26 protein-coding genes are annotated in these 21,821 nt (G+C 37.9%); 10 read left to right on the top strand and 16 right to left on the bottom strand.

What is annotated here, in order from left to right; translation table 11 throughout:
• Nucleotides 1-19: 19 nt before the first annotated feature.
• From crcB to lrp, 5 genes are all read right to left on the bottom strand, one after another.
• The gene (gene crcB, locus H4J39_RS03275; protein WP_182225978.1) at nt 20-421 is read right to left on the bottom strand and encodes a fluoride efflux transporter CrcB; all 402 of its coding nucleotides are present in this window, start codon (nt 419-421) and stop codon (nt 20-22) included.
• Entirely contained in the window at nt 411-1,796 is a 1,386-nt protein-coding gene (locus H4J39_RS03270; RefSeq protein ID WP_182225977.1) for a replication-associated recombination protein A, read from the bottom strand. Before H4J39_RS03270 ends, crcB begins: the two co-directional genes overlap by 11 nt.
• Complete coding sequence (gene lolA / locus H4J39_RS03265; protein ID WP_182225976.1) at nt 1,796-2,482, bottom strand: outer membrane lipoprotein chaperone LolA; 687 nt, start codon at nt 2,480-2,482, stop codon at nt 1,796-1,798. Before lolA ends, H4J39_RS03270 begins: the two co-directional genes overlap by 1 nt.
• A 47-nt stretch (nt 2,483-2,529) precedes the next feature.
• Nucleotides 2,530-5,055 (bottom strand): DNA translocase FtsK, encoded by a 2,526-nt coding sequence (locus H4J39_RS03260; protein ID WP_259368744.1) that lies wholly within the window; start codon nt 5,053-5,055, stop codon nt 2,530-2,532.
• Nucleotides 5,056-5,196: 141 nt separating this feature from the next.
• Complete coding sequence (gene lrp, locus H4J39_RS03255) at nt 5,197-5,679, bottom strand: leucine-responsive transcriptional regulator Lrp (protein ID WP_220462111.1); 483 nt, start codon at nt 5,677-5,679, stop codon at nt 5,197-5,199.
• A gap of 138 nt (nt 5,680-5,817) precedes the next feature.
• On the opposite strand from lrp, the gene ald reads away from it, so the two are divergent.
• The 6 genes from ald (at nt 5,818) to infA (ending at nt 10,808) form a co-directional block, all read left to right on the top strand.
• Nucleotides 5,818-6,939, top strand: coding sequence for an alanine dehydrogenase (ald, locus tag H4J39_RS03250; protein ID WP_182179464.1), 1,122 nt, complete (start codon nt 5,818-5,820; stop codon nt 6,937-6,939).
• A gap of 159 nt (nt 6,940-7,098) precedes the next feature.
• The gene (locus H4J39_RS03245; protein WP_182225975.1) at nt 7,099-7,938 is read left to right on the top strand and encodes an isopenicillin N synthase family oxygenase; all 840 of its coding nucleotides are present in this window, start codon (nt 7,099-7,101) and stop codon (nt 7,936-7,938) included.
• Nucleotides 7,939-8,099: 161 nt separating this feature from the next.
• On the top strand, nt 8,100-9,056 hold the full coding sequence (gene trxB / locus H4J39_RS03240; protein ID WP_182225974.1) for a thioredoxin-disulfide reductase: 957 nt from the start codon (nt 8,100-8,102) through the stop codon (nt 9,054-9,056).
• A gap of 3 nt (nt 9,057-9,059) precedes the next feature.
• A complete protein-coding gene (aat, locus tag H4J39_RS03235; RefSeq protein ID WP_182225973.1) occupies nt 9,060-9,776 on the top strand; it encodes a leucyl/phenylalanyl-tRNA--protein transferase in 717 nt (238 codons plus the stop codon).
• Between the two features lie 27 nt (nt 9,777-9,803).
• Complete coding sequence (locus H4J39_RS03230; RefSeq protein WP_182225972.1) at nt 9,804-10,505, top strand: arginyltransferase; 702 nt, start codon at nt 9,804-9,806, stop codon at nt 10,503-10,505.
• Nucleotides 10,506-10,589: 84 nt separating this feature from the next.
• Nucleotides 10,590-10,808: a translation initiation factor IF-1 gene (gene infA, locus H4J39_RS03225; protein ID WP_011043571.1), complete on the top strand. Its 219-nt coding sequence runs from the start codon at nt 10,590-10,592 to the stop codon at nt 10,806-10,808.
• A gap of 100 nt (nt 10,809-10,908) precedes the next feature.
• On the opposite strand, the gene H4J39_RS03220 is transcribed toward infA, so the two are convergent.
• Entirely contained in the window at nt 10,909-11,379 is a 471-nt protein-coding gene (locus H4J39_RS03220) for a low molecular weight protein-tyrosine-phosphatase (protein WP_182225971.1), read from the bottom strand.
• 472 nt (nt 11,380-11,851) lie between these two features.
• Here H4J39_RS03220 and H4J39_RS03215 point away from each other — a divergent pair, with 472 nt between their 5' ends.
• A complete protein-coding gene (locus tag H4J39_RS03215) occupies nt 11,852-12,553 on the top strand; it encodes an MBL fold metallo-hydrolase (protein WP_182225970.1) in 702 nt (233 codons plus the stop codon).
• A 50-nt stretch (nt 12,554-12,603) separates the two neighbouring features.
• On the top strand, nt 12,604-12,972 hold the full coding sequence (locus tag H4J39_RS03210) for a rhodanese-like domain-containing protein (protein ID WP_259368743.1): 369 nt from the start codon (nt 12,604-12,606) through the stop codon (nt 12,970-12,972).
• 136 nt (nt 12,973-13,108) lie between these two features.
• Here H4J39_RS03210 and H4J39_RS03205 read toward each other — a convergent pair whose 3' ends face one another.
• The 8 genes from H4J39_RS03205 to H4J39_RS03170 all read right to left on the bottom strand — a co-directional run bounded on the left by H4J39_RS03205 (nt 13,109) and on the right by H4J39_RS03170 (nt 18,387).
• The gene (locus tag H4J39_RS03205) at nt 13,109-13,315 is read right to left on the bottom strand and encodes a DUF3565 domain-containing protein (protein WP_182225969.1); all 207 of its coding nucleotides are present in this window, start codon (nt 13,313-13,315) and stop codon (nt 13,109-13,111) included.
• 90 nt (nt 13,316-13,405) lie between these two features.
• Nucleotides 13,406-13,603, bottom strand: coding sequence for a DUF2798 domain-containing protein (locus H4J39_RS03200; protein ID WP_259368747.1), 198 nt, complete (start codon nt 13,601-13,603; stop codon nt 13,406-13,408).
• 115 nt (nt 13,604-13,718) lie between these two features.
• The gene (locus H4J39_RS03195; RefSeq protein WP_182225967.1) at nt 13,719-14,153 is read right to left on the bottom strand and encodes a GNAT family N-acetyltransferase; all 435 of its coding nucleotides are present in this window, start codon (nt 14,151-14,153) and stop codon (nt 13,719-13,721) included.
• A 100-nt stretch (nt 14,154-14,253) separates the two neighbouring features.
• Nucleotides 14,254-14,691 carry a hypothetical protein gene (locus H4J39_RS03190; protein ID WP_182225966.1) on the bottom strand — a complete coding sequence of 146 codons (438 nt, stop codon included), beginning with the start codon at nt 14,689-14,691 and terminating at the stop codon, nt 14,254-14,256.
• Nucleotides 14,692-14,817: 126 nt separating this feature from the next.
• Nucleotides 14,818-15,150, bottom strand: coding sequence for a hypothetical protein (locus tag H4J39_RS03185; protein ID WP_182225965.1), 333 nt, complete (start codon nt 15,148-15,150; stop codon nt 14,818-14,820).
• Nucleotides 15,151-15,594: 444 nt separating this feature from the next.
• Nucleotides 15,595-17,241: an FMN-binding glutamate synthase family protein gene (locus H4J39_RS03180; RefSeq protein ID WP_182225964.1), complete on the bottom strand. Its 1,647-nt coding sequence runs from the start codon at nt 17,239-17,241 to the stop codon at nt 15,595-15,597.
• Between the two features lie 151 nt (nt 17,242-17,392).
• Nucleotides 17,393-17,746: a DUF5329 domain-containing protein gene (locus tag H4J39_RS03175; protein WP_259368742.1), complete on the bottom strand. Its 354-nt coding sequence runs from the start codon at nt 17,744-17,746 to the stop codon at nt 17,393-17,395.
• Nucleotides 17,747-17,790: 44 nt separating this feature from the next.
• On the bottom strand, nt 17,791-18,387 hold the full coding sequence (locus H4J39_RS03170) for a hypothetical protein (protein ID WP_182225963.1): 597 nt from the start codon (nt 18,385-18,387) through the stop codon (nt 17,791-17,793).
• Between the two features lie 83 nt (nt 18,388-18,470).
• Between H4J39_RS03170 and H4J39_RS03165 the strand changes: the two genes are divergently transcribed.
• Both H4J39_RS03165 and H4J39_RS03160 read left to right on the top strand, forming a co-directional pair.
• Entirely contained in the window at nt 18,471-18,623 is a 153-nt protein-coding gene (locus tag H4J39_RS03165; protein ID WP_182225962.1) for a hypothetical protein, read from the top strand.
• A gap of 308 nt (nt 18,624-18,931) precedes the next feature.
• Complete coding sequence (locus H4J39_RS03160; protein ID WP_182225961.1) at nt 18,932-19,249, top strand: hypothetical protein; 318 nt, start codon at nt 18,932-18,934, stop codon at nt 19,247-19,249.
• A gap of 268 nt (nt 19,250-19,517) precedes the next feature.
• On the opposite strand, the gene H4J39_RS03155 is transcribed toward H4J39_RS03160, so the two are convergent.
• Complete coding sequence (locus H4J39_RS03155; protein ID WP_182225960.1) at nt 19,518-20,570, bottom strand: alkaline phosphatase D family protein; 1,053 nt, start codon at nt 20,568-20,570, stop codon at nt 19,518-19,520.
• On the bottom strand, nt 20,570-21,730 hold the full coding sequence (locus H4J39_RS03150) for an alkaline phosphatase family protein (protein WP_182225959.1): 1,161 nt from the start codon (nt 21,728-21,730) through the stop codon (nt 20,570-20,572). The genes H4J39_RS03155 and H4J39_RS03150 overlap by 1 nt, the downstream gene beginning before the upstream one ends.
• Between the last annotated feature and the right edge of the window lie 91 nt (nt 21,731-21,821).

Below are 21,821 nucleotides of genomic sequence, written 5' to 3'. Positions count from 1 at the left end.
TTATTTATTTGAAAAGGGTCTACTTGGCAGCATAAGTTACTAAGTACAACCCAACACCAGCGGCAAAAACACACAGGCTGACATTCAGTAATATATTTATCATGCCCTTTAAGAATTCACCCTGCTGCATTAATAATAATGTATCAAGTGAAAAGGTTGAAAAGGTCGTGAAGGCCCCTAAAAATCCGATACCAATTAAGGTTCGATAGACACTGACTTCAATAACACCATTTTCAATAAGGCCATATAAGGCGCCCATGATTAATGAGCCCGAAATATTAACCGCCAGCGTGGCAAAAGGGAACCCTTTTCCGAGCCAATTAAATATTAATTGTGAAAAATAAAATCTTAAGCTTGCCCCACATGCTCCGCCAAGTGCTACAAATAGATATAATGAAAAAGTACTGATGTTATTTGTCATAACGTTTCTCATTACTTTGCCGGTTTAATTCATTGAGGTAATGCTGTTTATCTTTAAGTTGTTTTTCCAAACCACGGTCTGTCGGATGATAAAGCGAGGTATGCTGAAGAGACTCTGGAAAATAGTTTTCTCCTGCGGCAAAACCATTATCTTCATTGTGTGCATATCGGTATTCACTACCGTGGCCTAATTCTTTAGTAATGCTACTTGTCGCATTTTTTAAATGAAAGGGTACGTCTAATTCTGAGGTGTTTTTAGCAAGTTCTTTGGCTTGATTAAAAGCCATGTACACCGCATTACTTTTTGGCGCTAGTGCCATATAAACAGTAGCTTGCGCAATTGCTCGCTCTCCTTCGCTGGGTCCAACACGTTGAAAGGTATCCCACGCGTTTATAGCAAGTTGCATGGCCCGGGGATCCGCATTACCAATATCTTCACTCGCAATCGCAAGCAGTCTGCGTGCTACATATAATGCATCACCACCACCGGCTAATATTCTTGCATACCAGTAAAGTGCAGCGTCGGGAGAACTACCCCGTACTGATTTGTGAAAAGCACTGATCAAATCATAGAACGCATCGCCGCCCTTATCATACAAGGCAACTTTATTTCCAGCCACTTGAACGACAGTTTCTAAGGTAACTGTTTTCAATGCCCCTGAAAGAATATCAACACAATTTTCAAATACATTTAATAAGCGTCGAGCATCACCATTAGCTAAGGTTAATAATTGATGTTCTGCTTTATCTTCTATATTAATGGTGACTTTTTTACTGCGTTGCTCGTTGTTACACGCACGCTTTAAAATAATCGTTAAGTCTGCACGTGTTAGTTTTTTCAAGGTATAAACACGTGCACGTGACAATACTGCTTGGTTTAATTCAAAAGCGGGGTTTTCAGTCGTCGCACCAATGAAAATAATCGTTCCATCTTCAATAAAAGGTAAAAAAGCGTCTTGCTGACCTTTATTAAAGCGGTGAACTTCGTCAACAAATAACACGGTACGTTTTTGTTGGCGCTGTAGACGTTGTTTGGCATTTTCTATCGCTTGACGAATATCCTTGATGCCAGAAGTTACTGCTGATAAACGCTCTACTTCTGCATTAGCATGGCTGGCAATAATTTCTGCTAAGGTCGTTTTACCCGTACCTGGCGGTCCCCAAAAAATAACCGAATGACATTTACCTTGTTCAATAGCCAGGGTTAATGGCATACCCGGTGATAAAATATGCTGCTGCCCTTGATAATTTGCTAACGTTTTTGGTCTAAGCTTGGCGGCAAGCGGCTGAAACTCATCACGTTCAATATCAGTGTCATTATTGACTTCGTCTGCGAAATCTAAAGGCAAAGAACCATTAGGCGTAATATTAGCCATTAACGTTGGTCATCTAACTGAACACCTTCAGGAATTTCATAAATAAACAATGCGCTGTCTGGAGAATGCTTGTCATCAAATTGTGAAAGCTTAAAGATACTCAACTGACCTGTAGCGTCTAATATGGTGAAACTATTAAGTTCGTGGCTGTTTTCTTTAAAACGTAACTCTAATGTCTTCACTTGTGCATTATTATCAATCGCATGAATAAGGTAATTATTCTCATCTGTTGAACTAACACTGTAATGTTGCCAAAGTGTTGGATCACTACTCGTTAGCAGTAAAATAGGGGTATTCATCAATGCTTTTTCTAAAAGGTACGCACTGACCTGCTCAACAAAGGGGTCAAAAAACCATAGTGTTACACCATCTGAAACAATTAATGTCTCATCAGGTTCAGCGGTATTCCAATGCACTAAATTAGGTTTTTTAACCGCTAGGGTTCCTAAGGCATTTTGGAGTTCATTGCCCTCTGCATCGAGCACCTGCTGTTTAAAGTCAGCAGTAAAGTACTCGAGCGAAGCTAATTTTTTAATGAGCGTATCTTTTACCATTTGAGACGCTTTTTTCGGTTTTTCTAGGGTATTTATAGGATCATTTATTGGTAAAGCAAAAGCACTCGAGTTGCTCAGAAGAACAGCAGAAATAAATGAAACGACGGCTGTTTTTTTTAGGGAAAAAATCACTCAGTTATCCTTATTAATTTAGTAAGTTGAGGTAAAGATATAACCCCCTATTGATCTCTTACAGGTGGTGGAGCTAATACTTCACGTGCACCATTGTGTCCTGGCGAACTGACCACACTTTGGTTTTCCATATCTTCAACAATACGGGCGGCACGGTTATAGCCGATTCTAAATTTTCGTTGCACACTTGAAATTGAAACACGTCGACCTTTAGTCACAAATTCAACAGCTTCATCATATAAGGTGTCAAGTTCAACGGCTTCATCAGCCTCTGCTTGCTCCCCAGGTAACAATATTTCGTTATCGGTATCACCTGATAATATTTCGTCAACATAATTAGGGGCGCCACGTGTTTTCCAGTCAGCAACCACAGCATGTACTTCATCATCGTTTACAAAGGCGCCATGCACGCGAACAGAAACAGCTTCACCCGGTGGTAAATAAAACATATCTCCCATACCTAGTAACTGCTCTGCACCTTGTTGATCTAGAATAATACGAGATTCCATTCGTGATTGCACTCGAAGTGCCATACGGGTTGGAATATTCGCTTTTATTAGCCCCGTAATAACATCAGCTGACGGACGTTGCGTTGCTAAAATCAAATGCATACCCGCGGCTCGCGCTTTCTGGGCAATTCGTGCAATAAGTTCTTCAACTTTTTTACCGGCAACCATCATCATATCGGCGAATTCGTCAACAAGAATAACAATCGCGGGTAACTTCTCTAATAAAGGCGGCGTTTGAGTAAAAGCATCATTAGGTTGCCAAGTGGGGTCTATTAAAGGCTCTCCGGCTTCAATAGCATTGAGTACCTTTTCATTATACCCTTTAAGATTACGTACTCCTAAAGAAGACATCAGTTTGTAACGACGTTCCATTTCACCGACACACCAACGAAGTGCGTTGGCCGCTTCTTTCATATCGGTGACCACTTCTGCCAACAAATGTGGAATACCATTATAAACAGATAATTCAACCTGCTTAGGATCGATCATGATCATTCGGACATCTTCAGGCGTTGATTTATATAAAATACTCACAATCATGGTATTAACAGCAACAGATTTACCTGAGCCGGTGGTACCTGCCACCAATAAATGCGGCATTTTGGCTAAATCAGCAATAACAGGCTTACCCGATATGTCGCTACCAATGGCCATTGCTAAATGAGATCCTGATGCTGCAAATGCCGGTGCAGAGATAACATCAGTAAAGTAGACCGTTTCTCGGTATTTATTCGGTAGTTCAATACCGATAACTGATTTGCCTTCAATCACTTCCACAACACGGACACTTTTAGCTGATAATGAACGGGCAATATCTTGAGATAAACCGCTTACCTTACTTGCCTTGACCCCAGGCGCTAGATTTAACTCAAAACGGGTTATAACAGGACCCGGAAAAACCCCCACAACTTCAGCTACAACGCCAAATTCTAAAAGTTTTTCTTCCACTAAACGACTCACCAGTTCAAGCTCTTTTTCATCAATAGGGTTTTGAGTTCTATTGGGACGGTCTAACAAATCGAATCCTGGTAGACCTTGATAAGTTGCGCTTTCACTTTTAGGGGTTAATTTTATTGGCTCTTCAACAATTATTGGTTCGACGTTTTCAAAGGCTGCCGTTATTTCGTCTTCACTAACGTGCTCTTGTACATTAAAAGCGATAGGTTCACCGATTAAATCGTCTATGGCGACAAAGTGTTCAATATCTTCTGGGGGATCAAATGAAACATCATTTTTACTGGGCGCAATAAGATCTTGATGTTCTTCTTCATTTATCGCATTAAAAGCATGGTGTAACTCTTTATTTTCATCCGCTAAGCGGTCATCTTGATGAACATTTTCAACTTGTTGCTCTGCAAAGTCGGGTAAAACTATCGATTGTTCTTTTTGCTGATTAGATTCAACCAATCGTGATTGCTTAAGTTTTTCTGCTTTAAATTCAGCCAAATAATCTTTTATTTGTTGCGGTATCGTCAATAAGTATTGCGCAAATAAAATGGTGTAGGCACCGGTTTTATCGATAAAGGCGATTAAAGAAAACCCTGTTAACAATACAAAACCAGAAAATAAGAACGTTAAAAATAATAAGGTACTGCCAACAAACGAAAAGTAAGGCAAGACAGTTTGACTTAATACGTCGCCAATAATGCCGCCAGCAGAGAAATAAAACACATCATCAAAGTTCATACTTGCAATTGATGTTATGCCAATATAAAAAAGAATAAAGCCAATAAACTTCAAACCTAAGGTTAAATAATCTAATTGAATGAGGCGATGATATTTTTGAAACAACAACCAACCCGTTATTGCGGCTACAAAAGGTAGGCTATAAGCAATAAAGCCAAATAGATTTAAAAGTAAGTCAGAAAGATAAGCACCAACAGCACCGCCTAAATTTCGAATGGGGGTTTGATAACCTGTTTGCGACCAACCTGGATCAGCAGGGTTAAAGCTAAACAGCGCCAGCATAATAAACATGGCAAAAACAAATGAAACCAACAAACCAGCTTCAAGTAGTCGTTGCACACCGTTTAATTTACTTTGGGTAGGAGATTCTGTAGACAATATAATAAACCGAGTTAATAGCTATTTTATATCCGCGCCACTGCAAGAAGCATTAGCACAGGTATGTTTATATACAGTAAAATAACAAACTATCGTAAGGAGTTAAATGTTTAAATGACTTACTTTATATGATTTGCTGATTTATCGTTTAATTGGCAAGAAATTAGTCGATTTCACCTCTTCCATCACCATATAACTTCTACTTTCACTTACGGCAGGAAGACGAAGCAAAGTATCACCGAGTAATTCGCGATAAGCGACCATGTCAGCAACGCGCGTTTTAAGTAAGAAGTCAAAGTTACCTGATACTAGATGACACTCTTGAATAACATCTAATTCATGCACGGCTTTCGAAAAATCGTCAAAAACATCTGGGCTCGTTTTCGTTAACGTTATTTCAACCAATACAAGTAAAGCAGCTTCAAGTTTTTGAGGGTTGAGTATCGCTTGGTATCCCTTGATATACTTTTCTTTCTCTAACCTTTTTACTCTTTCTAAACAAGGTGTTGGGCTTAAGCCAACTATTTTAGATAACTCTACATTAGAGATACGCGCATTCTTTTGTAACTCAACAAGGATATTGCGATCGATTCGATCGATACTTTTACTTTGATAACTGGACATTATATAAAACACTACATATTTTCAATGTAACAGGATTATATATTGATATATAAAATAATACGATAGGATAATTCGAGAATAACGCATTATAATAGCCGCAAATATTATAAAACATAACATACAACGAGTGAGACTATTATGATTATTGGTGTTCCTAAAGAAATTAAAAACCATGAGTACCGCATTGGTTTAACGCCTGCTGGCGTTAATGAATTAACGGTTAATGGCCATGAAGTACTTGTTGAAAATAATGGCGGCGAATCAATTGGTTTTGAAAACGGCCAATATATAGCAGCTGGCGCAAAAATAATAAATACGGCGGCAGAAATTTTTGCAACCGCTGACATGATAATCAAAGTTAAAGAACCTCAACCTGCTGAATGTAAAATGTTGCGTCCAGGTCAAATCCTTTTCACTTACCTACATCTTGCACCCGATGCGAAGCAAACTGAATTACTTGTTGCTTCAGGCGCGACGTGTATTGCTTACGAAACCGTAACGGCTGCTGAAGGTGGTTTACCACTATTAGCGCCAATGTCAGAAGTAGCTGGCCGTATGTCTATTCAAGCAGGTGCTCATGCCCTTGAAAAAGCACAAGGTGGTTTAGGTGCTTTATTAGGCGGCGTTCCTGGTGTTGCACCAGCGAAAGTATTAATTATAGGTGGTGGTGTTGTTGGTACTCAAGCTGCACGTATGGCGGTAGGTATGGGCGCTGACGTGACTATATTAGATCGTTCATTACCGCGTTTACGTCAACTAGATACTGAATTTGATGGTCGTTTAAAAACAGTTTACTCTACTGCTGATGCGATGGACCAATTAATTGTTGAAGCTGACTTAGTCATTGGCGCGGTATTAATTCCAGGCGCTGCTGCTCCTAAACTAGTGACAAGAGCCCACATCAAAATGATGAAGAAAGGTGCTGTTGTTGTTGATGTTGCGATTGACCAAGGCGGTTGTTTTGAAACATCAAAAGCAACGACTCACCAAGACCCAACTTATGTGGTAGACGACGTAGTTCATTATTGTGTCGCCAACATGCCAGGTGGCGTTGCTCGTACATCGACAATGGCGCTAACCAATGCAACCATGCCATTTACAGTAATGCTTGCTAATAAAGGTGCCAAACAAGCAATGCTTGATAACGTACACTTAATGAATGGTTTAAACGTGTTAGGTGGAAAAATTACTTATAAGCCAGTTGCCGAAGTTTTAGGCTACGATTATGTGCCGCCTGAACAGGCTATTGCGACTTTATAATAACGAAGTCACGTTTATAAAAATATTTCTTTAATATATAAAACCTCTGTTATATTTTTAACAGAGGTTTTTTTTGTCATATACTATAAAACTGACCATATGGTTAAGTTATGCTATCTTTCGATTAATAAAACTAAAATAAGCTACAGGAAATCAATCATGCAAATTCAGGTTGTCGATTACCAAGATAAAAATGCCCCAAAATTATTTGTTCAAAGCTTGAGAGAAACAGGGTTTGGTGTGTTAATTAACCACCCTATTCAACAGCAGCTTGTTGAGTCTATTTATAAAAATTGGTATGAGTTTTTTTGTAGCGAAGAAAAGTATACCCTAAATTTTGATCCTCAAAAACAAGACGGCTATTTTTCAACAGAAATTTCTGAAACAGCAAAAGGCCACGCCAATAAAGACATAAAAGAGTATTTTCATGTCTATCCTTGGGGCAGGATCCCAGAGCAACTCAAAGCAGAAATACTCAACTATTATAATAATGCATCTGAGCTTGCTGCAGAGTTACTTGATTGGGTTGAAAAATATAGCCCCGTCGAAGTTTCATCTAAATATTCAGAACAACTTTCTAATATGATTAAAGATACGCCAAATACCTTACTCCGTATTTTACATTACCCTCCTCTTAAAGGTGATGAAGAGCCAGGTGCAGTTAGAGCCGCAGCACATGAAGACATCAATTTGTTAACAATATTACCTGCGGCTAATGAACCTGGCTTGCAAGTACAACAACAAGATGGTTCTTGGATTGATGTGCCGAGCGATTTTGGCAGTTTAATTATTAATATTGGTGATATGTTACAAGAAGCTTCAGGGGGTTATTTTCCATCCACTAGCCATCGCGTAATAAATCCATCAGGAAAGGCCAGTGAGAAGTCTAGAATATCACTACCATTATTTCTTCATCCGCGAGATGAAGTTGTTCTATCTGACCGACACACTCAAAAAAGTTATCTTTTAGAAAGATTAAAAGAACTTGGCGTAAAATAGTGATGAGTGATGGCATATAAGGGTTTATATGCCATCACTGTACATTTAACATTGCACTTATAAAATTTATTTATCAAAAAAGTAATTTACCCTCTTGTGATCTTTGCTTAAACTCCCAACTTATAACCTATAATTACATTTATCAATTTTTGGAGTCATACATGAGCGAAGCAAGACATTGCCCGTTACTCATTTTAGGATCAGGTCCAGCTGGTTACACTGCAGCTGTTTATGCCGCACGCGCAAATTTAAAACCAGTGATGATTACTGGTATGCAACAAGGTGGTCAATTAACAACGACGACTGAAGTTGAAAACTGGCCTGGTGATGCCGATGACCTTACCGGTCCTGCATTAATGGATCGTATGCAAAAACATGCTGAAAAGTTTGATACTGAAATTATTTTTGACCATATCAACGACGTTGACTTTTCGAGCCGCCCTTTTACTTTAAAAGGCGATAGCGGAAGTTATACCTGTGACGCATTAATCATTTGTACTGGTGCTTCAGCTCAATACTTAGGTCTACCTTCAGAAGAAGCATTTATGGGTAAAGGCGTCTCGGCTTGTGCTACCTGTGACGGTTTTTTCTATCGTAACCAAAAAGTTGCGGTTGTTGGCGGTGGTAATACCGCTGTTGAAGAAGCCTTATATTTATCAAACATTGCTTCTGAAGTGCATTTAGTTCATCGCCGTGAAACTTTTCGCTCTGAAAAGATTTTAACCGACCGTTTATACGAGAAAGTTAAAAACGGTAATATTACCCTTCACTTAAATCAAACGTTGGATGAGGTTTTAGGTGACAACATGGGTGTTACCGGTGTTCGTTTGAAAGAGACTCAGTCTGACACGACTAAAGATCTCGAGGTAATGGGTTGTTTTATTGCTATTGGTCACAAACCAAATACTGATATTTTTAAAGACCAATTAGACATGAAAGACGGTTACTTAACGATACAAAGTGGTACTCAAGGTAATGCGACTCAAACCAGCGTTGAAGGTGTTTTTGCTGCCGGTGATGTTGCTGACCATATTTATCGTCAAGCAATAACGTCTGCTGGTGCCGGTTGTATGGCCGCGCTAGATGCAGAACGTTACTTAGACGCTAAAGGCACTTAGTCATTGAACAACCAGATTATCAAACTACTGAGTATCGATAATCTGGTTTTCCCTCCTCTGGAAAATGCACTTGATGAACCAAATGGCCTCCTCGCTTTTGGTGGTGATTTATCTGTAGCCCGATTACAGTCAGCTTATCGTTCAGGCATATTCCCCTGGTATAGTGACGGCGAGCCTATTATGTGGTGGAGCCCTGATCCGCGCGGTATTATTTTAACCGACCAATTACGCATTAATCGCACCTTGAGAAAAGTATTAAAACAGCAAAACTTTACGGTAACATTAAATCAAGCCTTCAATCGTGTTATCAATTATTGCGCCGATGCTCCCTTTCGAAAAGAAGAAACATGGATAGTTGACGATATGCTTGATGCCTATCAACAGTTGCATGACCATGGTATTGCACACTCTATTGAAGTTTGGATGGACGATGAATTAGCCGGCGGTTTATATGGTGTAGCAATTAATGGCTGCTTTTCTGGTGAATCGATGTTTTATCGAAAAAGTAATGGTTCTAAAATAGCACTGGTTTATTTAAACAACTTATTAAAACACCAAAACATTCCATTAATTGATTGCCAAATGCTTAACCCATTTTTAGAAGATATGGGCTGCATAGAAATTCCACGTTCACAATACATGGCATTACAAGCAACAGCATTGTCTGTTTCACTACCTTCTGATTTTTGGCTACCTCGCCAACTGACATTAGCGCCTTAATTCGATAACTACCATTAGAAACTTGATATGAGCACAAATTTTCAGCTAGGTATTACCCAATCCTTTCCATGTAATTACTTGCCTAACCAACAAGAACGTTTATTGATTGCAACCGACGAACGTTTACACAACAGTGAACATTATGGTTGGTTAATGTCACAAGGTTTTAGGCGCAGTGGCGATCAAATATATCGGCCTCATTGCGAACTCTGCTCTGCATGTAAGTCTTTGCGGGTCTTAGTGAAAGAATTTTGTTTATCTAAAAGTCAAAAGCGCAATATTAAAAAAAACAACGTGTTCACCATTAACGTTTCAACTGAAAAAAAAGCCATTTATTACCCATTGTACGAAAATTATATCAATACTTTACATACAGATGGCTCAATGTTCCCAGCCACGGCTGATCAATATAACAGCTTTATCAATTGTAATGTTACAGAGCAGCTATACCTTGAAATTTGGCATAAAAGTGAACTTATCAGTGTTGCGGTAACAGATATCCTAAAAGACGCTCTATCTGCCGTATATACCTTTTACCATCCAGGTTATAATAAGCACGGTTTAGGTGTATTTTCAATTTTGCAGCAAATTGCGTTAGCAAAAGATATGCTGAAGAATTTTCTTTATCTTGGTTACCAAATTAACGAATGTAAAAAGATGAATTACAAGAATCGTTATTACCCACACCAAGTCTTAATAGAAAACAGCTGGCAAACGGTAAATAAATAACACTATAGCTTTACATTCCAGCCTGTTTTCGGCATTATCTGCCCAGATTTTTGTTTATGCACAACTTTAGAGGTTTAGCGCCCAATGGCGAAAGAAGAAAATATTGAAATGCAAGGTACGGTTCTTGATACCTTACCAAATACTATGTTCCGCGTTGAACTAGAAAATGGTCATGTTGTAACGGCACATATTTCAGGAAAAATGCGTAAGAACTACATTCGCATATTAACGGGTGATAAAGTAACGGTTGAATTGACACCGTATGATTTATCTAAAGGCCGTATTATTTTCCGTGCTAGATAATTAAGACCCTATAAAGCTAAAAGCCCTGTGAATAATATTCACAGGGCTTTTTTATGACTTTAAATATGTATCGATAAATCTAGAGTTCAATCATTGGCGATTAAACCAGCTTTTTTAATAAGCCGTTGCTAGCATCTTCAACTAAATCTAATACAAACTTAAATCCCCTCGCCCCTCCGTAATAAGGATCAGGTACTTCTAACTCTTCAAAATTATCTGCATACTCTAGAAACAATTGAATTTTTTCATGTAAATGCTCTGGTGCTAACTTTTTTAGCTCTTTAACATTATGCTCATCCATTGCTAAGACCAAATCAAATTTGGTGAAATCTTCAATAATGACTTTACGTGCTTTAATTTTGTCAAATGAGTAGCCACGTTCAATGCCTATCTTTTGTGCACGATGATCGGGTTTTTCACGCGCATGAGAACCCGTTGTACCCGCAGAATCTATAGTTAAAGAAATACCCTTTTCTTTAACTTTATGACGAAAGACCGCCTCAGCACTTGGCGAACGACAGATATTGCCCATACAGACAAATAAAATGCTATTTATTTCTTTATAATTCATAAGCTTAGCTACCAATTTCCATGTGTTTGACATATGACTTTTAGCATTTTTCATACTAATAAAATCAATGACTTATGTTTTTTTTAGGGAGTTTATAAAACTATTTTGTGCTATTTTTGTAAGAAGGTAAAGGATAATTCTCTGAAGATAGTGACTTTACATAAAACTGAAATTATTGAATCGAACTTCCAAAACTAAGTTTCTAGCGCTTGATATATATTTCAAATAAAAAAGATCATATCCAACGATGAATGGAGATAAACGAACTATCACTCGCCAACAAAATATCCTTTTATTAAGTACGTTAACGTACAGAGTAATTATAAGTACAACGATAAAATAACCGCTACTTTGCCTTTACCAATAAGGCTACTTTTTATTATCGATATGGATCCAGTGTGCAATTACAAATACCTTTGGGTATCGCGCTTGGTACTGTTATATATACACTAAATACGAATGGGAGATAAACATGTTATTTCGCCAATTTTTTGATTCTGAATCCAGCACTTATAGCTATCTGTTGGCTAGCGATAGTGGCCACGAAGCGTTACTAATTGACCCAGTAATAGACAAGGTGGATATGTACCTGAAACTAGTCGAACAACTCGATGTTCGACTAGTACGAGCTATCGATACTCATACCCATGCCGATCATATCACCGGTCTTGGAAAATTGCGGGAAAAGACAGGTTGCATCACGGTAATGGGCGAACAGACAGAAGCCGACTGTGTGTCTGAAAAAATTAGGGAGGGCGAGCACATCCGGTTGGATGGTATTGATCTGGAAGCGTTGTACACGCCTGGCCATACCAATGAGTCTTATAGCTTTTTGCTTCATAGCGAACGGCCAGCAGTATTCACCGGCGACGTGTTGCTGATTCGTGGCAGTGGCCGAACCGACTTTCAAGGTGGTGACGCTGGTCAAAGCTATGATTCTATTACTAAAAAGATATTTACGCTACCGGATTCAACGCTGGTATACCCAGCGCACGATTATAAGGGCTGGACCCGCAGCAGCGTTGGTGAGGAAAAGGCTCATAACCCGCGGTTGGCCGGCAAGAGCCGTGCGGAATATATCGACATTATGAACAACCTAGATCTGCCTGATCCGAAGATGATGGATGTTGCCGTTCCGGCGAATCTTGACTGCGGTTTAGCTGCAGATGCATAGCAAAATGACAGTTTAACCATTCATTCACACTACAATCAGGAGAAATTTTTATGCTTACGTTTTTAACTGCACAACAGATGATCGATGAAGCCAAAAAAGTGGCTGACACTGTCGATATTGAAAAGGTAAAGGACCTACGTGGCAGCGGCGCGCTAGTGCTCGATGTTCGTGAACCCAATGAGTCGCAGGAAGGCCATCTGGAAGGTGCCATCGCTATACCACGTGGTGTATTGGAAATGAAAATTTCCGACGAAGAAAGCGATCACCAACGGACTATAGTCACCTATTGTGCCAGCGGTGGTCGTGCCGCGCTAGCCGCAGCAACGTTACGAAAAATGGGCTACATTGCAGTTCTTGCATCAGAAGCAGGCTTTAACGATTTGCAGGCTGCCGGACTACCTTGTAGTAAGCCCAACTAAATTCCAACACGAACATAGACACCTTATCTTTAGTTAGATTTTGGTGTCCGTTTTATCGGAATTGCATCGGGTAAACGGGTATTACTGAGTTTAGCATTAAATTTTCAAGGAAAACTATCACCTAACCTACAGTGGTTTATTGGATATCCTGTGGCTCTTTTGAGTCACACTTCATACAGTTTAATTGATGGCCTAACATCGCACTTCGACCCTTTTCTGTCGTTACCCAAGGACGACATATAAAAGGGGGATTATCCCTAACGTGCTGAAAGTGACCACATTGTAATTGGGCGACCCAATCCTCTTCTTCATCTTTATGATAACCCACAATAGGTTGGTTCATTAATAGACTCAAGCCTAGTTAAGTAAATGATAATGGCTAGTTGAAACTGATTAAAATAAGTGCCATCCAATTTTATATCTGTTTTACTTGTTAGGTGATATTTTCTTCTTCATGCAAGACAAAACTAACCAATTTATGAACAATTGGAGAGATGATAATGATGACTGGAAAGGCAATGATAAAAGCAAAGCTCCAAGCCTTTAACCAAATATCAACAATATTTGACACCATACCCACGTTAAAAATACTTATAAAAAAAGACATAATGCATGACATAAGTAACGCCATAAAAAAAGAGAATACTATTTTGTGATGTTTACGTGAAATCATTTAGATACTCAAAAATGCTGAAGTGCGTATGAGCTAATAAAAGCCAGCTGTTATTGTTCGTTTGAACGCCTGCTTATATTGAGCTTACCAATCCAACCGCGATTGCCTGCGGTTCATTACTAAAAATAGCCATAGCCGTGTTCATTTTTTTAAAGCCAAGTTTACTATAGAAGCCTTCTTTGCCGGGACTCGCATACAAAATTATTTTTTTGTGACCAAAAGATAATTTAATTAATTGTTTAATAATATCACGCCCCAACCCAATACCTTGGTATTTAGGATGAATTGCAACATCACATATATATGAGCAATCAAGTCCATCAGCTAACGCTCGGCCGGCCCCAATAAGTTCTTGGTTTTCAAAAATAAAACACTTAAATTTACTATTCGAAAATACAATTTTGAGATCGTCTGCTGGTTTATGACCTAATGGCGCAATACGATATAATGCGGATAACTGTTCCCAATCAATGGCAGATTGTTCATAGACCCATGAAAAATTTTGCATAGATTCCTTTATATAAAGCGTAATTAAACAACAATAACTAATAAACTAACGCTGCGAAGTATAAACTAGTCAGCTGATTAGCGGGTATTTGAGTTATTTGTTATATGGCACTTTTAGCCAAACCTTGGTTGATTTTATGTTGCATATAAATAACATGGAATATTGAGGTAATAAATGGGTTTAACCAAAGTTTGTCACCTTTATTGGCACCAGCAATTAAATTAATACGTTTACGCACCATAATTATCCATGTTACATCGAAAATAGAGGATATTACATGAAAACCAATCATAACATTTAAAATATCAGGCTCCTGCCAATTGGCTAGCGCATGAAGTAAGCTACCCAATGAAAGCATATATAAAAAAAGGGTTATAAAAATAAAGGTTTTAGATATTTTTAATTCGGTATGTTGGTTTATTTGACCTGAGAATTGATACAGCTTATACATCAAATATGAGCCAAGTGTTAACACACAAAGCACTAATATCTTTAATACTGATGCAATAGCAAACACTCCGGTAAATCCGTTTTTCATTTATCTATCCCAACCCTTTTGTCTATCTAACGTCTGATTCACTGTCAAAAAAAAGTTAACTATAATCCACGAGATAAGAACATAATAATTTAAGGTACTCGTAATGAGTGTCCTGTTATAAAGTATTTATACTACCGTAAATGAAAAGGTTAATTTACAATCAATATACTTAAGCATGCGATTAACTATTGTGGGTATATCAATGCTATTAGTCCCTGAATCAGCGCTTACTGAAATGAATATATCACAATCATCTATCTCAACTCTTTGACGTACGTAATAGTCATTTATATCATCAAAATTTTTATCTGTTAATGGCACACAAACAACATAACGATTATTTTCAACATGATTATTACGAAAAGCCCCTAATATCTCACGCTCTAGTGTAAAAGCTTGCATCTTATCTAAGTGATTAAATCTAAAACTTATTTCTGCATCTGTGTTCAAATTTTCCATCTCACCCTCTTTGCTTTATAGCGTTCTACTAGCGGCTAATTATTTATTAGCCATTTGAGCGCCTTGTTCGCAATACCCTACATTAACTATTTTGATATTTTAGTCTTAGCCAAACTCAATAGTCTACTTTTTACTTGGGAATGTAAGCCCAAACTTACTAGGCCAGTCGAAAATATAGAGATAAACATAATACTCTTTATAATTTTATCACCTGTGAATAAGGTAAATAGTATCAGTAATACTGCATAACCTACGCCTATTAAACCTAAGAAAAGGCACATCCCTTTCATATCATTATTCATTATATTCCCTTAATAGATCATAAAAAATTTAAAGGTTCTCAAACATTATGCACCGTAACATATCCTGAGGGTTTTCATGATTTAACGTAGACAAAAAACCAAGCTAACCGCATCCTAATATAACCTATAAAAAAACTGTATATTAACAAACCTGTTTTACCGCTAATTCGGGTGGTACCAAAGGGGCAATATCGTTGACATAAAAAGAATCACTCGATGCTTGATCCCACCAAGTTAACCACATTCCATCAAGGTTTCCTTGCATCAATTGATGGTCTGTTAATTCAGGTACTGTATGAGTACTTGATTCTAGCATGCCATTAGGTGTTCTACGTTTAATCATGTTGTAGGTCAGTTGGCTGACATCATCTAACCCCATGCTCCCCAGTAACTCAAAAAAACTATTCAAAGTGTGATGATGAAATGAGGTTACTCGCTTGGCCTTGACATCAACATCTATCGCTTTAGAGCGATTTTTATTTTGAGTGGCAACACCCGTCGGACACATATTAGTATCGCATTGCCTAGATTGAATACACCCTAAAGACATCATAAACGTTCGGGCTGCGTTAACGGCATCTGCACCAAAGGCTACCTTGTTCAGTATGTCAAAACCCGATGCTGTTTTACCCGCTGAAATTATACTTATTTTCTCTCTAAGACCTAAACCAACCAGTGCCTGATGGACAAAGTATGTACCTTCTAAACAAGTCATGCCCAGTCTATTACTAAACTCTACCGGAGCTGCGCCCGTTCCACCTTCAGCGCCATCAACAGTAATAAAATCAACATATATGTTGCTTTCAATCATCGCTTTCCCCAAACATAAAAACTCAGCGGGGTTGCCTACACAGAGTTTAATACCAATAGGTTTCCCGTCACTTAGCTCTCTAAGTTGATTTACAAATGAGAGTAATTCAAACGGGGTTTTACATTCAGGGTTAATCGCAGGAGAAACACAGTCTTTATCTTTACTAACTCCTCTTATCTGTGCGATTTCATCCGTTATCTTTGCTTTAGGAAGCACACCACCATGGCCTGGCTTAGCGCCTTGCGAAAGCTTTATTTCAATCATCTTAATTTGTTTTAATTGGGCTGTTTTGGCAAACGCAGCAGGATTAAATCTCCCCTCTTCATTTCTACAGCCAAAAAGGCCAGTACCAATTTGCCACACTAAGTCACCACCGTGTTTTAAATGATAAGGGCTGACGCCACCTTCTCCCGTATTATGGTAAAACCCACCTGCTTGAGCGCCTATATTCATGGCTTCAATGGCCTCTGCACTTAATGCCCCATAACTCAGTGCAGATATATTGAGTCTTGAAGCTTTATAGGGCTGCCCGCATTGATCTCCACCAATAATAACGTGCTTAGATGCTTCTTTTATTGTTTTGGGTGCTAACGAATGCCATATACTTTGATAGTTAGTTTGCATTAAATCTCGTTGGGTACCAAAGGGAATAGTGTCAGTTACAGACTTGGCCCGTCGATAAACTAAATCTCTTTGCTCACGATTAAAGGGCATTTCTTCTGTGTTATTAGCAATAAAATACTGTTGAATTTCAGTGCGTATCGACTCAAAAAAATAACGAAAATAGGCAATGACGGGGTATAATTTATTTAAGGTATGCTTGCTAAGGGTAAGGTCATAAGCGCCAATTACCGAATAGGCAAGCGTAAGCCACATAACAAAATTGGGAAACCATCCGCCTATACGGTAAACCAGTATAAAGCTACTGATGTTACCAACAGTCAAAACTAACCAGTAAAACTTTTGCGCTAACGTCATTTTAAATATCCTCATATATTTTCAACATGGCTAATTTACCCCATTTATCAATGAGATGATATTTATGGGTTCAATACGGTATTAATCACCACTGATGCTGTATTTCGCCATTTGGTATCAATGATGCTGACAAAACCCTCCAAACTAAGCACTACTTTTGTGTTTCTCTGTAAACGGTTAACTCCGTTAAAAGCCAATTTTTACTTTTAACAACGGCTTTATCAGTGCAATGAATTTTATAATATTTGCCTGAAATTTTACTCTTGGTCGCTGAATATTTAATGAAGTCTTCACTAGATTCAATATCATCTGAGTAATATTGGTATTTCTTTTTTATATGTTCAACGGCTTCTCTGCCATTATACAGGTTGCCATTTCGTTCATACTGGCAATCTGTTGATGCTATAAAACGTAGCAGATGATTAATTTCATCTTCTTGGGTTGAAGCAAAAACATTTAATGAACATATGGATAACAAAATTAAGATAAATTTAAACAAATTCAATGGGCGTCCTCCAATACCATGACTTCATGGGTTTTATACATATCTTACTTTCTACTTGTTATATATATTCTCACACCAAAGAGCGTTAAGGTGAACAGTAAAAATAACCCTAAAATGCCTACTAACTGGTTAAAACCATTAAAGGGTGTCCATTGCAAATAATGTATTTTATATAACAAGTTTATAAGCCTAGTATCATTACCTTTTTGATTAAGGGTTAAGCGATCCCAATTAAGCTTAATTTCAACACCTGTACTTGTAAGGGCATGATCACCATTAATCTTAATTATTTTTCCGTACCGTTCTTTATGGTTTAAAAAAGCATCCTCTAAAAGCGCTTCGTATTGCAACTGAGTGGGAAATTTTTTAGGTAAAAGAGAAACAGGGTCTAAATGTTCAACTTTTCCTTTTGTTTTTACTAATAAATGATGCCCTAAAATGGTATTAATCAACTTTGCCTCCTGCCAATCAGGAGCAGAGACGAGCAATGAATTCTCAAGCGGATAAGTTTTTAAACTTAGCTGTTCGTAGGCTTCACTGTAACCTGGTTTTATAAAAAAGATTAATCCAGTTAATGTCCAACCTAGCATTGGCAATACTAAGATCAAACCTATAATTTTATGTGTTTTTCTACTTTTCATTATGAACACTTCTATCTGAAACTTACATCATATAATAATGTAGGTTTAACGCGGTAAATAGTTGGCTAATATGGAGAAAAGACATGAGCCAACCGCTTTTTAGTGAGTTTTATTCTATTGTTGTAAATGCCCTTCCACCGAGTGATCAGCGATTAATCCCACCTTTTTATTGGGATGGTAGTTTGTCATCTTTGGTATTTATTATTCCATCTCTGGCGTATAAACAAATATGGTAGGAATTCTCGTCGAAAAGTTCATCAAGCGTATATGTTGAATAATCTATAGTGGCATCCATACCGGAACTGCTCCTGGGGTTTTAAAGCCAGATAACGTAAAAATAATAGCTAACTAAAATAAGCGATGAAGAGACAAAAACCAACTATTTTTTGTTCTTATTGTTACGTTTATACTTTTATTAAAGCCCATTAAGCTATATGGAACGAATAATTTGCAAAACTTCAAACTGATTTACATTAGAAATGATATACCCGTAGCTTCAAGTACTATATGTTAGGCGTAATAACACCCTTTGATTAAAAACCTGATGACATTAAAAGTAGATTTAAGACAATTTCTCGACGAGCAAGGTCATGTACTCGCATTGACTGAACAAGCTAAAACGATTTTCAAATTTTTAACAAAAATTGTATCGTCAGTGTCTGAAAATATTGAACAGCCCCTCATTGATGTTCAAGTCAAATGTGACACCCGAGCGAGTGGACTTATTTGTGCGGGTGAGATTAAGGCAAAGTCTATTGAGCTTGATAATATTGAGTGGCATTGTGACACCTGCGAAGCTACCGGAACCATATCAAATTGGCGAGAAAGTCTCTGGGACAAACAAGCACGTACAATACATTAATTGATGTCTACTGCTTCGATAATTAGTCGCACAAACAATTTGAACGTCTGGTCTGGTTATTTACCTGTTAATAGATGATATATTGTTATAATACAGATAAACCAAGCTCCGCTTCAAGACCCCTTAACGGTTGACTGATGAACTGAAGCGCTATTAAACCAATAGTCATCTTGGTTTATTTTATCTGTTGTTGATAATATTATCTTTAAAGAAGTCGCTGAAAACGCCCTCTCTAAAGATAAAACCAAGGACAACCCTTAGCTATACATTAATAAGTACTAATATCTGACAAGTTAATAACGTGCTGAGTAAAAACATCACCTGTTACATTTTTTAATCGCAGCGTAATGGTTGGATCTTTACGTGCCCAGTCTATAAGTACTTCACCATAATTTACTTTGTTGGTAAAATCACCGACGCGATGTTTATTCGGGCTAACGTTTTTCCATTCTTGCGTTAATCCAGAGCTTGTTACTTCCCAGAGCGGATAATCAACATCGGTAGAAACTTTGGATACTTCTCCCCAATGTGTATCCCCACTAATAATCAGTACGCCATTAACCTTATGCTTTTTGATCAAAGCGAACAGTCGCTTTCGGTCACTCGGAAAATTAGCCCATGATTCCCAGCCGGTAAATTCAGACAGTAACTGTAAGCTTGAGCCAATAATTTTAATTGCAGCAGGTTTTTTAAGTTCGCTTTCCAACCATTGCCATTGTTCTTCCCCTAACATTGACGCATTTTCAACTGTACTCGGTGAATATGGTCCCATATTGTTAGGTTTGCGTTCAAGCTTGTAGTCAATGAGTGATACGGGGTTTAGCGCTGCTCTGTTCCAGCGTAAATCCGGTAAAATAACATGTACTTTTTCTTGACCTGTGCCATAGATATAGGAAGTATAAATACCATTTTTTTGAGAATAACGGTCAGAGTCTTTAGGCTCTTGCCAAAAATCTAGCATTAACTTTCGTGAGATTTCCTTTTCAGGGTATTCAGCACCAGCATCATTTTCACCGTAATCATGGTCGTCCCATATCGCGATTGTTTCTGTACTTTCACGCAAGGCTTTAATACCAGGTATATTCCCCAAACGTGTGTATTTATCGGCGAGTGCTTGCATATTTTCAGTGTCGCCATAGACATTGTCACCAAGGAAAATAAATAAATCGGCTTGTTCTTTGTTTATTGCCTCTAAAATCGGCATACTTTTATCTTGGTGGCTACAAGAGCCAAACAGTATTTTTTCTACTTTTGCTTGTGCCGTTAGCACCATGCACGAAGCGCTAACGAACAGTAACGCGATTAACTTAACTTTTTTCATTAAAATACTTCCTTAATTGCTGACGCTATATCAGCATTAAATTTTTGTGGGTTTTCACCTAATAACGTTAAGGCCGTTGCAGCAATTTGACTTTGCTTAACCTCATTTTGAGTGATCACTTGTCCTTTTGCTTTGATGCCCGTTCCTATTGCCGCAAACCAAATATTTTCTGAGCCAACAATGCCTTGAGGAAAAGCCTCTAAATTTTTCATGTATTCTTTTACCGCATTTTCAGACGCATGATGTTGCCAATCATCAGCGTTACTGCCACGCCCATGGTCGGTAGTAATTAATAAAACCGTCTTGTTTTTATATTCAGGAGTTGTTTGAATAGTCTGCCATAAGTCTTCAATAAATTTATCGGTTTGATGAGCAGAACTCAAATAACTATCGTATTGACCGTCGTGGGCAAAATCGTCAGTCTCGCCAAACGAAATAGTCATCACTCTTGGTTTCTGGCTTAATAAGTAATCTTTAGCAAAGCGATAGGTAAAACTATCGAGCCTTACGTTATGCCAAGGGCTAGGGATTTCTTGTTGCATTGCATTAAGTAACGTCATCTCATCAGACAAGGGATACCCGTGTGCTGGCGTAAACCCAGCATTAATATGCATGTTATTACGTTCAACATTTAAGATTGCCGGAAAAACATCCCAACTGCCAAAAGCGGCAAGTTTATTAACATATGACTCTTTATTATTTAGCCATTCAATAAATGAAACATGCGGATTAGGCACCTTTTTATTACTATTTATCTTTGGATCGGTAATACCTGTAAATATTTCACTGTAACCCGGATACGAAAAATGCCAGTTATTAGCAACAGACATCGTAGAGCCTAACTTTCGATTACCAATAACAATACCTTCTTTAACAATGGTATTCCAAAAAAAAGGCATAAGAAGTTCACGACGTTTTTCTTCTTTTTCATGCCAAAATTTTTCAGTAATGTGGTTTGATTCTCGAACAAAATTTTCATCGTTGAGTAATTTTTTATCAGCGCCGCCAAAGAGTTCTTGCCAGCGTAATCCGTCTATCGTAATTAATATTAAGTTTTTAGCGCTGTCTTTCACTAAAGGAGTATTCGGCGCTAAGGACGTTGTTTCAGCGAAAGAAGAAATGCTGAGAAATAGTAAAGTAAAAAATAAATGTTTAGACATTTTTGTAGCCCATTTAAAGGGGTTAAAAATAGATAAAACCAAGTAAATAAAATTTACTTGGTTTTTATTAAATATAACGCTCATTCACCCA

The sequence above is a fragment of the Colwellia sp. Bg11-12 genome (assembly GCF_014076955.1).
In the GTDB taxonomy this organism is placed as follows: Bacteria; Pseudomonadota; Gammaproteobacteria; order Enterobacterales; family Alteromonadaceae; genus Colwellia_A.
This window is presented reverse-complemented; position numbering and strand designations above follow the sequence as displayed.

Bases quoted from the DNA above. Each gene is read 5' to 3' on its own strand.
- H4J39_RS03170 (WP_182225963.1), bottom strand. From the start codon at position 18,387: ATGAAAAGTAGAAAAACACATAAAATTATAGGTTTGATCTTAGTATTG.
- H4J39_RS03180 (WP_182225964.1), bottom strand. From the start codon at position 17,241: ATGACGTTAGCGCAAAAGTTTTACTGGTTAGTTTTGACTGTTGGTAAC.
- H4J39_RS03195 (WP_182225967.1), bottom strand. From the start codon at position 14,153: ATGCAAAATTTTTCATGGGTCTATGAACAATCTGCCATTGATTGGGAA.
- H4J39_RS03210 (WP_259368743.1), top strand. From the start codon at position 12,604: ATGCTTACGTTTTTAACTGCACAACAGATGATCGATGAAGCCAAAAAA.
- infA (WP_011043571.1), top strand. From the start codon at position 10,590: ATGGCGAAAGAAGAAAATATTGAAATGCAAGGTACGGTTCTTGATACC.
- H4J39_RS03155 (WP_182225960.1), bottom strand. From the start codon at position 20,570: ATGAAAAAAGTTAAGTTAATCGCGTTACTGTTCGTTAGCGCTTCGTGC.
- trxB (WP_182225974.1), top strand. From the start codon at position 8,100: ATGAGCGAAGCAAGACATTGCCCGTTACTCATTTTAGGATCAGGTCCA.
- H4J39_RS03150 (WP_182225959.1), bottom strand. From the start codon at position 21,730: ATGTCTAAACATTTATTTTTTACTTTACTATTTCTCAGCATTTCTTCT.
- H4J39_RS03200 (WP_259368747.1), bottom strand. From the start codon at position 13,603: ATGGCGTTACTTATGTCATGCATTATGTCTTTTTTTATAAGTATTTTT.
- H4J39_RS03190 (WP_182225966.1), bottom strand. From the start codon at position 14,691: ATGAAAAACGGATTTACCGGAGTGTTTGCTATTGCATCAGTATTAAAG.
- H4J39_RS03270 (WP_182225977.1), bottom strand. From the start codon at position 1,796: ATGGCTAATATTACGCCTAATGGTTCTTTGCCTTTAGATTTCGCAGAC.
- H4J39_RS03215 (WP_182225970.1), top strand. From the start codon at position 11,852: ATGTTATTTCGCCAATTTTTTGATTCTGAATCCAGCACTTATAGCTAT.
- H4J39_RS03205 (WP_182225969.1), bottom strand. From the start codon at position 13,315: ATGAACCAACCTATTGTGGGTTATCATAAAGATGAAGAAGAGGATTGG.
- H4J39_RS03220 (WP_182225971.1), bottom strand. From the start codon at position 11,379: ATGAATTATAAAGAAATAAATAGCATTTTATTTGTCTGTATGGGCAAT.
- H4J39_RS03165 (WP_182225962.1), top strand. From the start codon at position 18,471: ATGAGCCAACCGCTTTTTAGTGAGTTTTATTCTATTGTTGTAAATGCC.
- H4J39_RS03185 (WP_182225965.1), bottom strand. From the start codon at position 15,150: ATGGAAAATTTGAACACAGATGCAGAAATAAGTTTTAGATTTAATCAC.
- lrp (WP_220462111.1), bottom strand. From the start codon at position 5,679: ATGTCCAGTTATCAAAGTAAAAGTATCGATCGAATCGATCGCAATATC.
- crcB (WP_182225978.1), bottom strand. From the start codon at position 421: ATGACAAATAACATCAGTACTTTTTCATTATATCTATTTGTAGCACTT.
- H4J39_RS03245 (WP_182225975.1), top strand. From the start codon at position 7,099: ATGCAAATTCAGGTTGTCGATTACCAAGATAAAAATGCCCCAAAATTA.
- H4J39_RS03230 (WP_182225972.1), top strand. From the start codon at position 9,804: ATGAGCACAAATTTTCAGCTAGGTATTACCCAATCCTTTCCATGTAAT.
- ald (WP_182179464.1), top strand. From the start codon at position 5,818: ATGATTATTGGTGTTCCTAAAGAAATTAAAAACCATGAGTACCGCATT.
- H4J39_RS03160 (WP_182225961.1), top strand. From the start codon at position 18,932: ATGACATTAAAAGTAGATTTAAGACAATTTCTCGACGAGCAAGGTCAT.